The organism is Desulfoluna sp. (assembly GCF_030145185.1).
In the GTDB taxonomy this organism is placed as follows: domain Bacteria; phylum Desulfobacterota; class Desulfobacteria; order Desulfobacterales; family Desulfolunaceae; genus Desulfoluna.
This window is the reverse complement of sequence record NZ_JAQYWB010000003.1, coordinates 54923-68533: the sequence shown is the minus strand read 5'-3', so window position 1 is coordinate 68533 and position 13611 is coordinate 54923. Positions and strand designations below refer to the sequence as shown.

Annotated in this window: 7 protein-coding genes; 4 read left to right on the top strand and 3 right to left on the bottom strand. The window is 53.9% G+C overall.

Annotated elements, in window-relative coordinates:
• Positions 1–5: 5 nt before the first annotated feature.
• The 3 genes from Q1Q75_RS01375 to Q1Q75_RS01365 all read left to right on the top strand — a co-directional run bounded on the left by Q1Q75_RS01375 (position 6) and on the right by Q1Q75_RS01365 (position 4559).
• Positions 6–2330 (top strand): FAD-dependent oxidoreductase, encoded by a 2325-nt coding sequence (locus tag Q1Q75_RS01375; RefSeq protein WP_300667215.1) that lies wholly within the window; start codon positions 6–8, stop codon positions 2328–2330.
• A gap of 100 nt (positions 2331–2430) precedes the next feature.
• Positions 2431–3603 (top strand): quinone-interacting membrane-bound oxidoreductase complex subunit QmoC, encoded by a 1173-nt coding sequence (gene qmoC, locus Q1Q75_RS01370; protein WP_300667214.1) that lies wholly within the window; start codon positions 2431–2433, stop codon positions 3601–3603.
• Between the two features lie 773 nt (positions 3604–4376).
• Positions 4377–4559: a hypothetical protein gene (locus Q1Q75_RS01365; protein WP_300667213.1), complete on the top strand. Its 183-nt coding sequence runs from the start codon at positions 4377–4379 to the stop codon at positions 4557–4559.
• 620 nt (positions 4560–5179) lie between these two features.
• Here the strand turns inward: Q1Q75_RS01365 and sat are convergent.
• Together sat and Q1Q75_RS01355 are read right to left on the bottom strand one after the other, a co-directional pair.
• The gene (gene sat, locus Q1Q75_RS01360) at positions 5180–6451 is read right to left on the bottom strand and encodes a sulfate adenylyltransferase (RefSeq protein ID WP_300667212.1); all 1272 of its coding nucleotides are present in this window, start codon (positions 6449–6451) and stop codon (positions 5180–5182) included.
• A gap of 393 nt (positions 6452–6844) precedes the next feature.
• On the bottom strand, positions 6845–8287 hold the full coding sequence (locus tag Q1Q75_RS01355) for a VCBS repeat-containing protein (protein ID WP_300667211.1): 1443 nt from the start codon (positions 8285–8287) through the stop codon (positions 6845–6847).
• A 636-nt stretch (positions 8288–8923) separates the two neighbouring features.
• Between Q1Q75_RS01355 and Q1Q75_RS01350 the strand changes: the two genes are divergently transcribed.
• A complete protein-coding gene (locus Q1Q75_RS01350) occupies positions 8924–10075 on the top strand; it encodes a hypothetical protein (protein ID WP_300667210.1) in 1152 nt (383 codons plus the stop codon).
• A 1374-nt stretch (positions 10076–11449) separates the two neighbouring features.
• Here the strand turns inward: Q1Q75_RS01350 and gatB are convergent.
• Entirely contained in the window at positions 11450–12895 is a 1446-nt protein-coding gene (gene gatB / locus Q1Q75_RS01345; protein ID WP_300667209.1) for an Asp-tRNA(Asn)/Glu-tRNA(Gln) amidotransferase subunit GatB, read from the bottom strand.
• Positions 12896–13611: the final 716 nt, after the last annotated feature.

Below are 13611 nucleotides of genomic sequence, written 5' to 3'. Positions count from 1 at the left end.
TAACCATGGCTAAAAAATATGGTGTATATATCTGCACAGGTTGTGGAATCGGCGATGTCCTCAATGTGGACGAGCTGGCGGGTGTGGCTGAAGACGACGGCTTCACCGTTAAACGTCACGAGTGCCTTTGCGGCAAAGCCGGCCTTGAACTCTTAAACGCCGATGTCAATGACGGCGTGAACACCCTCTCCATTGTGGGCTGCTCCCGACGCGTCAACTACGACGTCTTCAAATGGGACAACTGCCTGGTGGATCGCGCCAGCGTCCGTGAGCAGGTCATCTGGACCATGAGCCGGGAAAAGTATCCCGCCAAAGGCCCCGATGACGACGATTACTTTGTGGACAACATCCAACTGGCCGCCAACGACTACCTCCGCATGAGCCTTGCCCGTCTGGACAAAGTCGAGCTTCCCGAGCCCTTCAAGCTGGAAAACCAGAGCAACAAGATTCTGGTCATCGGTGGCGGGATTACCGGCATGAACGCGGCCATCGACGCTGCCAAAACCGGTGCCGACGTCACCATCGTGGAAAAAGAAGCCAAACTCGGCGGCTGGGCAGCCAAGATGCGCAAGCAGATTCCCCAGGGCGAGCCCTATACCGAGTTGCTGCCTCCGGTCGTGGGGGACACCATCGCCAAGTTGGGGACCTTCTCCAACATCAGCGTAAAAACCGGTACGATCGTGGCTCGTATTGCCGGCCAGCCCGGTGACTTCACGGTGACCCTGAAAACTCCCGGCGAAAAGATCCCCTTTGACGTCCCCTTCCCCCTCCCCGCGGAGATGAAGGTGGATGAAGCGGGCAACGAGCTGGACGCCGAGGCCCTGGCCGTCAAATACAAAGAGTACAACGAAGGGCGGGAAGACATCCTCACCCTGGACCCCAATGGCGAGCGATTCGGTGCTGTGGTTCTGGCAGCTGGATGGCGCCCTGCCGAATTGACGGCAGAGGCTTACCCCCACCTCTCCATCGGCGACCCCGATGTGGTCACCAACGCCCAGTTCGAAGAGATGGCTTCCGCCGGTAAACTTGTCCGTCCCTCCGACGGCAAGGAAGCCAAAAACGTCGTCTTTATCCAGAGCCCCGGCGCTGGCAGTGACCGCGACTTCGAGTACGCGGGCTCCGTCACCAGCCTCGTGGCCCTGAAACAGGCCAAATACGTCCGTGAAGACTACGATGATGGGAAGGCGTACATCTTCTATCAGCACATGCGCACCCCCGGTCTCACCGAGGACTTCTACAAGAGCATGCAGCAGGACAACGGCGTCTTCATGACCAAAGGGGACATCGCCGCCGTCACCAAAGAGGGGAAAAGCTTTACCGTGGAAGTCCATGGCACCCTTCTCGGTGACAACCTCAAGGTCAAGGCAGACCTCGTGGTCCTGGCCGCCGGGATGGTTCCGGCGACCGTCGATGACGCCGTCATCAACCTCGCCTACCGCCAGGGCCCCGGTTTCCGTGACAACGACATTTTCGATGGGTACGCAGATTCCAACTTTATCTGCTTCCCCTACGAAACCCAGAGAACCGGAATCTACGCTGCCGGCGCCATCCGCCGTGCGCTGACCATGGAAGAGTCCATTGAAGATGCCTCCGGAGCCGCCTTAAAGGCGATCCAGTGCCTCGCCTCCGTCGATCGTGGCGTGGCGGTTCATCCCCGAAGTGGCGACATGACCTTCCCGGACTTCTTCTTCCAGCGCTGCACCCAGTGCAAACGCTGTACTGAAGAGTGCCCCTTCGGCGCCCTGGATGACGATGAAAGAGGGACCCCGAAGCTGAACCCCACCCGGTGCCGCCGCTGCGGAACCTGCATGGGGGCCTGCCCTGAGCGCATCATCAGTTTTGCCGACTACAGCGTCGACTCCGTCGGATCCCAGGTGAAGTCTGTCTGGGTTCCCTGTGAAGACGATTACTACGAGCCGCCCATGCGTATTTTGGGTCTCATCTGCGAGAACGACGCCTTGCCGGCCCTCGACATGGCCGCCATGAAGCGACATGGAATTGACGCCCAGGTGCGTTTTATCCCTGTGCGCTGCCTTGGCTCCGTCAACGTGGTCTGGATCAAGGATGCCCTTTCCCAGGGCATGGACGGCGTCTTCCTTCTCGGCTGCAAGCACGGAGACGATTATCAGTGCCACTTCGTTAAAGGCTCTGAACTTGCCGATGTCCGCATGCAGAAAATCGGTGACGCCCTGGCCTCCCTCGCCCTGGAAGAAGAGCGTGTGGCTCAGTTCGAGATCGGTATCGATGAAGCGGACAAGCTGCCTGAAATCGTCAACGCCTTTGTTGACCAGGTAGTGGCTCTGGGCCCGAACCCCTTCAAGGGTTTCTAAGCTCCGGCTGTTTCCTGGAATGATCGGGGGCCTTTTTCGGTACGGAAAGAGGCCCCCTCAAGCGAGTTTCTAACGCAGAATACAATGAGGAGGAATTCTCATGTCCGACAATACCCTTGTGAATCCAAACCTGGAGTTCATTGATGAAGTCGTGGGACTCGGTGGCGACTCACTGAAAAAGTGCTTTCAGTGTGCCAGCTGCTCCGTCGCATGCCCCATCGCCCCTGAAGATTCACCCTTCCCCAGAAAAGAGATGATCGCAGCCTCATGGGGCCTTAAGGACCGTGTGGTGGGAAGCGCTGACATCTGGCTCTGCCATGAATGCGGCGACTGCTCCACCTTGTGTCCCAGAGGCGCCCAGCCTGGCGATGTTCTCTCCGCCATTCGCTCATACGCCATCTCCGAGTACGCCCGGCCCAAAAAACTGGCCAAAATGGTCACCGACAAGAGCAAGCTCGGCATCCTCACTGCCATTCCGGCGGCCTGGTTTGCCCTGATGGCCATCATCACCATGTTCTTCGGTGGAACCATGGAGAAAATCTTCGGATTCTTCGGCGTCCACTGGATTCACCACACGGATGCCCCCATCGCCCATGCCAATTTTGTCTCGACATGGTTGGTGGACGCGACCTTCGTGCCTCTGGCCACCGCATCGGTCGTCATCTTCTACCTCGGCCTCAAGCGCATGATCAATGACATGCACGAAAATGCCCTGACCGAAGGAAAAACCGACAAGCAGGACCTCGACATCAAAGAGCTCCTTAAAACCGTCCCCACCGTGATTCCAAAGATCCTCAAGCACCAGCAGTTCAATGAGTGTGGTGAGAACAAATCCCGTGGCACGGCCCACATGATGGTCCTCTACGGGTTTGTCGGTTGCTTTATCGCCACCGTCATTGCCGGCTCGCTGCTCTATCTCGCAGGAACCGCCGGTCCCTACTCCCAGATCAACCCCCTCAAGTGGTTCGGTAACTTAGGCGGGATTCTCATCGTTCTGGGCGCCGCTCTGATGATCAAAGACCGTCTGGGCAAAGACAAGTCCAGCGGCTACAAAGACTGGTACCTCCTCGGCCTCGTCATTCTCCTGGGAGCCACCGGTCTTCTCACAGAAATGGCCCGACTGGCCGGTTCCACCTTCGGAACCTACCTGGTCTATTATCTCCACCTGATCCTGGTCTTCCACCTCTTTGCGTACGTGCCCTTCTCCAAATTGGCGCATTTTGTCTACCGCATCGCAGGCATGACCTACGCTGAATACGCAAACCGCAAGTAGGGGGAGTGGCTTAAATGCCACACCATCCGTTATAAAGGGGCTCCGCGCACAGCGCAGAGCCCCTTTTTTTGTTACGATTCTGCGTATGCCTCCGATGCGGCGACACCGCTAAGGAACGAACACATAATAAGTTGACCCAAAAAATTGCCTCCGGCGACAAGGTGAGCCACCTTGAAAGCAGGTTCGATCTAAATCTGAAATATGCATTAAGACCTGCTTATCAAGCTCAGCTCATACAAATTGATAAAAATTTGGCCCCCGGCAGAGCGATACAACCGGGAGGAAGTCGTTCGTTGGGGTGTAATAACGGATGAGAGGCAAGTGTTGGCTGGGAGGGTGGTCCGGGATAGGGCCAAGTCCCCTGCAAAAAAAGCCGCGGCGGAGCACGGCGCGCCCAGGAGGATGCCGTGGTGCCAGCATTCTCAACGCCCTGACCGTGTTTTCGTTCTGTGGGTCCCATCTCTCTTCAACTTCTCAACAGTGCTGTTTTTCAGGCGCGCTGCGCTCCGTCGCGGCATTTGCGCGATACCGCCGGGAGGGAGTCGCTCGCTGGGATGTGATAACGAATGAGAGACAGGTTTTGGCTGCTAGGGTGGTTCGTCCAAGGGCATTTTTGCTTTTGCCATCATTTCGGGCACACTGACGTCCCGCACAAAAAAGGCATACTGAGCGCTTCGCCCCCCACAAAAATTGCACAATAAGAAAAAGCAGAGCATGCGATAAAGTGCAAGAAAAACGCTCAACCATCTGCCCTGAAGGGGAACCTCGAACTCATGACAGACAGGGAATACACGATATTAAAAGAAGGGACCGTTCACAAAACGGGGGCAGGAGCATGGATCAAAACGACGATCCAGTCAATTTTAGCTAAAAACCAATTTCAGGAAAAAATCGCTCTGCTGCAAGACTTAAGCTGCGACCGATTCAGCAAAGACCAAACATTAAATAACAGGTAACTATTCAGCTTGCCTTCGCCAGGTCGTTCGAGGCAAATGACAGAAAGATTCAAATGCCAATACGTCGCGTCTTTTCATCACCGCCTAGGGTGCGGCTCCCGCACCTTCTACCGTAGAGAGGACCCTCAGCCTCGCAAGTTAACGATGACCACGAGTCTTATTTCAAAATGCGGTGTTTCCGGTTTACGATACGCCTGACGGTGCGCACGGCGCACCCCTATGCATCCACCCGGTACGTCATTGTAAAAATGAGGACGATACGGATTTTCATACATGGATTCCCGCCTGCGCGGGAAAGACGAAAAGCGTAGGGTGATGTCAGACCGGGGGCCATAAAGAAAAAATGGATCGCTGAATAGTTACAATAACAGTTCCTATTCAGCTTGTGCCTCCAGCGGACTTTAGCCCATTTTTTTCGATAGGTTTGACAAGCGAATTTTAAAAAGATTGCGGTCACCCGGAGGAAGGATGAAACGTCTGAATCCAGACCCTTTCTCAGGTTAATGACCAGGACCCCAGAATGACCCTTACTTCTCCGATAAATACAAAAAGGGCGGTGCATTGCTGCACCGCCCTTTTTCAAACAAACGATATCACCCTGTCAGGGGTGAAAGCCCATGCTATTTGCCGAGAGCGGCAGCGTGGGTTTTGATCTCAACTTTTTCAGTCAGACCGGCATAGTAGGCGCGAAGAATAACGAGAACTTCTTCACGACCGAAGTGATCAGGAATCACGGTCCCTTCGGAGAGGCCTTTACGAAGCATGGTGCCGGAAAGAATCACGCGGTCTTCTTTGCCGTGGGGGCAGGTACGCAGAGAAGCCATACCGTCGCACTTCTTGCAGTAGAAGGTCCAGTCGATTTTCAGGGGCTCGCAGAGGAGACGCTTGCCGGCTTCTTCGGGCTGGGGAATCTTATCAAAAAGATCCTGAGCTTCGAACATGCCGTAGAAATCGCCAACACCTGCATGGTCACGGCCGATGATCATCTTGGAGACACCGTAGTTCTGACGGAAGGTGGCGTGGAGGAGTCCTTCACGGGGACCGGCATAACGCATATCCAAGGGGTATCCACCCTGCAGAACGTTCTCTTTAACGAAATACTTGTCTACGAGGGTATCAATGCACTTAACGCGAACTTCCGCAGGAATATCCCCGGGCTTGAGGTTACCCACGAGAGAGTGGATGAACACGCCATCACACACCTCAGCGGCAAGCTTTGCCAGATATTCATGGGAACGATGCATGGGGTTACGAAGCTGAAGGGCTGCAACGGTGCTCCATCCACGCTCGTCAAAGATAGCACGGGACTCTGCGGGAGTGAGGTAAACCCCTTTGTACTTCTCGGGGTATTCGCCTTCGGAGAGAACCTTAACCGTACCGGCCAGGTTGAACTCTTTCTGGTTCATGACCATCTGAACGCCGGGGTGATCTTCTTCGGCAATTTTCCAGAACTCTTCAGCAGTCGGAGTGCCTTCGCCCATGAAGACTTTCTCGCACTCGTAACGCTTGTCCGCTTCGGTCATCTCAAATTTCTCGGAGACCTTCATGGTGGCCATAATCTCGCCGGCAGCAGTTACCAGTGCAACCTCGTCACCCGCGGTGATGGCGGCTGCGTCTTCTTTGGAAGCGTCGAGGGTTACGGGGATGGGCCAGAAGGTACCATCAGCCATCAGAAAGTTATCGCAAACGCTTTTCCAGTCAGCCTTACCCATAAAACCTGTCAGGGGGCTGAAGCCGCCGATACCCATCATAATAAGGTCGCCTTCAGCACGGGGGCTGATGGTAATCTTTTTGAGACCTTCCGCTTTTTTCAGTTCCGCTTCCTTCTCAGACCCTTCAAGAAGGCAAATAGTAAGACCTTTTCCGCCATGGGGAGCAACTAAATTGGACATGTGCACGTCTCCTTTCGTTAGAGAAAAAAATGACTTGGAAATATAATTGAATAAATGTGCTTCACATTTACTTCATGTGCGAGGTGAATATTATTAAAGTAGATGAATAGGAAAGACGACCCCATTTGTCAAGTTGAATTTAGGACCTTCATCAACGCAGATGATCATTCGCCACGGCAAAAAGCACCGCTTACCCTTTATTTCCAGAGTTTTATCTTATTTAAGCCCCAGTCGCTCACATTTATCCGACAAGCATCCCACGCAACGCAAGGGGTGCGCCTCAAAAATGCCCGGCCCCTCCGCGCACAAAAAAAATAGCGTCACCCCCCGTTTGGGGTGACGCCATCTTTCCACGTCAAATCAGGTGTTCCCGAAAGAACGTCCTTCAGAACATTACTTCAGAGGAGACAAAACAAAATAGGAACGCGCTTTTCCGGAAAGCCCCCCCTTTTTGTTCACGACAGAGAAGAAAGCCTCCAGCTCGCCGTCTCCGTTACGGTCCACAACGCTAAAGTCGGAAATAAAGCCTTTGAATGAAGGCGTGGTCGCCAGGGGGGCCAGCTCATACCCATTCCAGCCCATGACCACCACGCGGCCGTCTTTGTATCGCCTCATACCCTGGAATAAATGCCCCAGGGCGTCTTTGTTCTGCGAGACCCCCACCCCTTTAATAAGGTCCGTCTCCACGGCCTGCACCCGGGACACAAGGTACCGACGCTCCTCCTGCTCATTCGACCCTTCTGTTTTGGAGAGAAAAATCTGGGACCCGCCAAAGTTTTCATCGCTTCGGTAGACACTGGTCTTGGTGTCGTTCCAAAACCCAAGGCGTCCTTCCTCGGAGAGCCGGTACAGACCCTGTTCCTCACTTTTTTGAACCGGTGCCCGGCCCCAGCCCAAAAGGGTAAAGTCATCCCCCATGTCCAGTGGCTGCCCCAACGCCAAGCCCTGGGCCTCGAGAGTCACCTGATAGATATCACCCCAGAAATCGATTCCCTGAAGCCTCTGAGCGATACAACCGCGCCCGTGCCCTTCAGGAAGATTGACCACAGCGGTCATAAATGGGGCAGCTTTCCCGACCTGAACCAGGGTGGTCCCATCATGCCGATACACCAAAGACAACGGAGCCTGACTCGCGGCATGCAGGGTGGACAAAATCACCTCGGGTTTTCCGTCCCCATCAAAATCGAGGAGATCCAGGCGCACGGGCTTCAGGTAATGGGGCAAGCTCACGCGCGCCGTCTCGGCAATGGCATCAGGGGAAACCGACAGGAGCTGCAGGGTTCCCTGAGAAGCGGCCACGGCCTCCATGACGCCGTCCCCGTCAAGGTCCCCCATGGCCACACTCTGGATCTGCAAGGGAAACACATCACTTCGATAGGCTTCGACCGAGGGCACTGGCACAGGAGCCGTGGGTCGTATTGCCTTTTTATCAGAGGCCGGGACAGAAGACGGGGGAACCGTTCCGGTGATGTTTCCGGCCACCTCGCTGGCGAGCTCCTGAACAAAGCCGATCAACTCCGCTTCCGTCCCCGAACGGGAGAAGTGATACCCGGTCTTCTCAATGCTCGCCCCCAGGTTGGCCGTCCCTCCGAACAGGGTGACACTGATCGCCAGGGCTCCGCCCTCGCAGGTGTCCTGAACAGAGACCCCGGCCTCTCCCAGATGGTTTTCCACCATCTGAGAAACCCCAGTTTTCAAATACCGACTCGACTCGGGTCCGTTATAGGACACCTCATGAATGGACAGACAGGGCTGAGCCCCCATGGCCACGCCGGCAAACAGGAACACCATCGTTGTCATCAAGCCGACAACCCGCTTCTTTATAGACACATTCATAACCATCCTCTCTTCGGTAGAAACACCGCATCCAGCCTGAAATAAAAAATACAATTTTAATGTATCAACCCGGCCATTTAACGCATGGCAGATCAGGCGGTGAAAATATCAGTTTAATTAAAATGATTGCATTCATCAGCTATCGCTGCTTTACCCGCAGGGTTAATAATTTCGGGTGTCAACATGAAAATTTTTCGATTTTTTGAGACTATCACCATATTCCCGTGGGGTGAAGTTTTTTCTAATCAGTGAACATGTTATGTATATCCCTTTGTTTTTATGGATGATCATCAAGCAGAAATCCCCTCAAAAATCATAAAATTATATTGACATTCACCATTAAATTTTTTAAAAACATAACCTTAATTAAGGTAACAATGATTGAAATGTTACTTTGTAAGATCCGCCAAGCAGCTTTGTTGTCACATGCCGGAAGGTTAATCGTTGATTTTTATGAGCATCTTCCTCAATAGACATGTGACACCTTTCCTGTGAAATCGGAGACATGGTCAAATCCGGCACTCTCGTGCTTGCTGCCTACGATCGGTCTGACGCGCCTTCAAGGGACCTGTCCAAAAGCTTCAAGGCCAACGCGCCGGGGGACGACTCGAAACCTGAACGATAAGGAGATTTTAAATGTTCAAGAAAGTGTTCGCTGCAATGCTCGCTGGTCTTTTCATCGCTGCTCCTGCCTTCGCAGAAGTAAAGATGAACGGTTCTTTTTTCATCAAAGGTAACTACGTTGATACTGGGAAAGATGTTAGTACTTACGAATCTGACTTTGAAGTAAAAACTCAGTTCATCGTTGATGAAAACACCTCAGCCACTATCGTTGTTGAAGCCTTCGACAACAACTGGGATAAAGGCGTTGGTACTGATTCAGTTCCTGTAAAGGTTCTTGTAGATTCTGATGATGATGGAGCTTTCGATACAACAAAAGAAGGCTCTGCTGTTTCAGGTGAAGCTCAGAACCACCTCCAGGTCACCACGGCCAAGATGGATCACAACTTCGGGAACGGCTTCGCCTTCTCCGGTGGTATCGATGGAAACGGTAACAGCTTTGGTACTGCTTTCAACGATGATGCCGACAAAGAATACTTCCTCCAGGGTACCATGGACCTCCCCTTCGGTTCCGTAACTGCCAAGACACAAAAAATTGACGAAACCGATGCTGTTGACAAAGATACCGATGCGTATCAGCTTGCCCTTACTCTTAAGGCTGGCGGTTTCGAGATCACACCTGCCTTCTACTACCTGGACAAGCAGCTGGCTGACAAAACCAACACCAAGATGATGGTCTACACTACCGGTAAAATCGCCAACGTCGACCTGACCGCTGAAGTAGTTTACGAAGATGACGAAGCACGTGATGCGAAAACCTATGGTCTTTACGTACAGGCTGACACCACTGTTGCAGCTCTTGGTGTTACCGTTGCCGGTATCTACAGCTCCGAAGACGATAACAAAGCCTTCAAAACTGGTGATGAGCTTGCCATCATGGACATCGCAACTGATAACGTTGAAATCGACGGTGCTAACCTCTTCAAAGTGGGCGTTTCCAAAAGCCTGACTGAAAAGATCTCCGTTGACGGTGCTGTTGCCGCAATCCTCGACAATCTGGACGACAACGCAGCTGGCAATAACCAGGATGGCTACGAAGCAGATCTCAACGCTTATTTCAAAGCGTCTGATGCTGTAACTCTCTCTTGCGGAATCGCTACCCTGGATCTCGACTACATGAAAGATGCTCGAATCGACGGTTACGCCAAAATCAACGTTGCTTTCTAATTTAAAGCAACCCTGATCGGCTGAGTTGATTAAGAAAGGCCCGCCATTTGGCGGGCCTTTTTTTTTGCTGATTTTTCTTAACGGGTGAGCTTGTGCCCCCGCAGTCCTGCCGGAGGCACAAGCTAAATCGTTACTTCATCGTTGTCACCCTTTCCGCCCAATCCACCTCAGGCGACCCCCTCCTTTGTCCTGAAAACCAACACCTCTCGCCATTTATATGCTGCGTCCGGGTCATCCGTAGATGGGCTTTCATGAACATTACGATTCTTCGCGGTGCGCAGGCGCACTCTCCCTCGCATCCCCCTTGCACGCCGCACTCCGGTGCAGCATGGACAACGACGAACTAAAAAGCCGCACAGGAGTGCGGCGCTCCGATTCGGTTCGTCTTTCTCGGTTTTTTAAAGGTCGCGGCCCAAACGATGACCAAGGCCTCCATCATGTTGATGTGTGGCGTAAACCCAGGCATGGATCCCCGGTCACTTGGCGATACAAAAGGTGGCAAGTATCGGACTGAGAAACGGCACAATCGGATCCGTTTTCCCGTGCAGCCGGGGAAGACGTGGAGGGACGAGGGGTATCGGGTGTTTCGCCGCGGCTTTTTTGCTGAGGGCTTGGCCCCGGCCCGAACCACAGTAACAGCCAAAACTTGCCTCGCATCCGTTATCACATCCCAACGAACGACTCCCTCCCACCGGTATCACGTAAATGCCGCGACGGAGCACGGCGCGCCCGAAAAACAACACCGTTGAGAAATTGAAGAGAGATGGCTCCCGCCGAACGGAAACACTGACAGGGCTTTGGCATTGGAGTCGATGCACCACAGCACCCTCTTGGGTGCGCCGTGTTCAGCAAAAAAAACCTCCGGCGGCAAGGTGGGCCACCTTGAAAGCTGATTTGCGAATGCGTTTTCCCCCCATGTCACGGCGTAGCCGAAGGCGAAGACGGATCCCTTGTCGCGCCGTAGCCCACCGATGCGGATTGAGTGATGACACACAGATACGGGCGAAGGCGGATGCCTCGGGTCAAATCACATACGCGCCTGAGTCGACGTAAATCAGAAACATGTATTTAAGACCTGTTTGTTAAACTCGTCTTTATAAAATCAGGCAAAAGTTTAGCCCCCGGCAGGGCCGCCGGAGGCACTTTTTTAGCTTTTCGCCTAAGCGCTGATTCACCACCGGCCCCCTTAAAGCCCCCCATAGCCAACAAAAAAAGCCCCTGCTCTCTTTGAAGAGCAGGGGCTTTAAAGTATCACCCGAAAGGCACCCACCACCGACGGATCCCTTAAAACCTGTTTGGCAAACCCGTCTTTATAAAATCAGGCAAAAGGTTGGCCCCCGGCAGGGCCGCCGGAGGCTTTTTTTTATCTTTTCGCTATTTCAGCTTTTCGCCCAGGAGCTGATTCACCACCTTGGGGTTGCCTTTGCCTTTGGTGGCTTTCATGACCTGGCCCACGAAGAAGCCCATGAGCTTTTTCTTGCCGCCGCGGAAGGCTTCCACTTCGCTGGGGTTATTGGCGAGGATGGTATCGACGATGCCTTCGATCTCGGAGGTATCGGAGACCTGGGCGAGGCCCTTCTCCTCGACAATGATTTTGGCCTCTTTGCCAGTTGCCGCCATCTCTTCGAAGACGGTCTTGGCCATGGTGCCGCTGATGACGTCTTTTTCCACCAGGGTGAGGAGTCCGGCCAGCATGTCGGCTGAAACCGGGACCGTCGCCAGGCTCATGCCTTCGGTGTGCAGCAGGGCGAGCACCGAGCCCATGACCCAGTTGGCTGCCAGCTTGGCCTGTTTGGGCGTTGGGGTCCCCAGTGCGGCCAGGCAGGCATCAAAATAGGTGGCCAGTTCGAGGGTGGAGGTCAGCACCTCGGCATCGCCCACGGGAAGACCTAAGGTTTCCACGTAACGCGCCTTCATGGCATCGGGCAGTTCGGGCAGGCTCTTCACGATCTCATCGTACCAGGCATCATCGATCACCACGGGCAGGAGGTCGGGATCGGGGAAATACCGGTAATCGTGGGCATCCTCTTTGCTGCGCATGGAGGTGGAGATCTCCTTGTCGGCGTTCCAGAGGCGGGTTTCCTGGATCACCTCGCCCCCGTTATCCAGGATATCGGTCTGGCGGCTGATCTCGTAGCGAATGGCCCGCTCGATGTTTCGGAAGGAGTTTAAGTTTTTCATCTCGGTGCGGGTCCCGAACTCTTCCTGGCCTTTGGGACGCAGGGAGACGTTGGCGTCACAGCGCAGGCTCCCCTCTTCCATGTTGCCGTCGCACACCCCGATATGCCGCACGAGCTGATGCATCTTCCGCACGAGAACGCCGGCCTCTGCGGCGGAGCGCATGTCTGGCTCGGAGACAATCTCGATCAAGGGAACCCCGGCCCGGTTGAGGTTCACCAGGCTGATGGGACGCATGGGATCGTGGTTAAGCTTGCCAGCGTCATTCTCCATATGAATCCGGGTGATGCCGATACGCTTGGTACCGCCGTCCGGCAGCTCGATATCCAGATGACCGTGCTCGGCAATGGGCAGTGCAAACTGGGTGATCTGATAGCCCAGGGGCAGATCCGGGTAAAAATAGTTCTTCCGGGCAAACCGGTTCACCCGATTGATGGTGCAGTTCGTGGCCACCCCGGCCCGGGCCGCATAGGCCACCGCCGTTTTGTTCAACACCGGCAGCACACCAGGCATCCCGGTACAGACCGGACAGGTCTGGCTGTTGGGCTCCGCCCCAAAGGCGGTGGAACAGCCGCAGAAGATTTTCGTGTTGGTTTTCAGCTGGGCGTGTATTTCAAGGCCAATGACGACTTCATATTCCATATCTGACTCCACTTCAGGGACGGTACCATCATAAAGAACCGGCCCCTCACAAAAAGAGGCCGGTGAATATTTAAAAGTATGGATTATAATGGATTTAAGGTTTCATGACAAACCCTTATTCGCCCATACCGCTCTTTTTGAGTCACTATTGAGCTGACGCCTCCGGCGGCCCTGCCGGGGACCAAACTTTTGAAAAGTTTGATAAACAGGTCTTCATACCTATCTCAGATTCACGTCGAACAAAATGTGGATGCGAGGTCCTGAGAATTTCGACAATGATAGAGCATTCGCAAACCCGCTTTCAAGATGGCGCCACCTTGCCGCCGGAGTTATTCCGGTTATAGTCAACGGTTGAATTGGATTCTGAACACCTACAGCCCACGCGTTTGTTACGCACTGTGCGTTTCCTCGCACTTCACGCGAATGCGGATGCGAGGCACTGAGAGTTCCGACACCGATAGAGCATTCGCAAACCCGCTTTCAAGGTGGCGCCACCTTGCCGCCGGAGGCTGCTTTTCATGGGTTGAACAGTTACCTTTTTGATAACAAAAAACACCCGACCAGCAGCCAAAGGAGTCCCTTTGAAAACGGGTGCTTCGGCGTCTTTTCCAGGTGCATACCCCCCTTAAGCCCCACCTCTGAATGCCCCTTCCGGCCCCACCGCTTATATTGATTTTGACAAACCCCGCACCCCATACTATAAATATAGGTTTTCA

What these genes read in the sequence shown, in the direction of transcription:
- Q1Q75_RS01375 (WP_300667215.1), top strand. Translation starts at nt 6, where the DNA reads ATGGCTAAAAAATATGGTGTATATATCTGCACAGGTTGTGGAATCGGC.
- qmoC (WP_300667214.1), top strand. Translation starts at nt 2,431, where the DNA reads ATGTCCGACAATACCCTTGTGAATCCAAACCTGGAGTTCATTGATGAA.
- Q1Q75_RS01365 (WP_300667213.1), top strand. Translation starts at nt 4,377, where the DNA reads ATGACAGACAGGGAATACACGATATTAAAAGAAGGGACCGTTCACAAA.
- sat (WP_300667212.1), bottom strand. Translation starts at nt 6,451, where the DNA reads ATGTCCAATTTAGTTGCTCCCCATGGCGGAAAAGGTCTTACTATTTGC.
- Q1Q75_RS01355 (WP_300667211.1), bottom strand. Translation starts at nt 8,287, where the DNA reads ATGAATGTGTCTATAAAGAAGCGGGTTGTCGGCTTGATGACAACGATG.
- Q1Q75_RS01350 (WP_300667210.1), top strand. Translation starts at nt 8,924, where the DNA reads ATGTTCAAGAAAGTGTTCGCTGCAATGCTCGCTGGTCTTTTCATCGCT.
- gatB (WP_300667209.1), bottom strand. Translation starts at nt 12,895, where the DNA reads ATGGAATATGAAGTCGTCATTGGCCTTGAAATACACGCCCAGCTGAAA.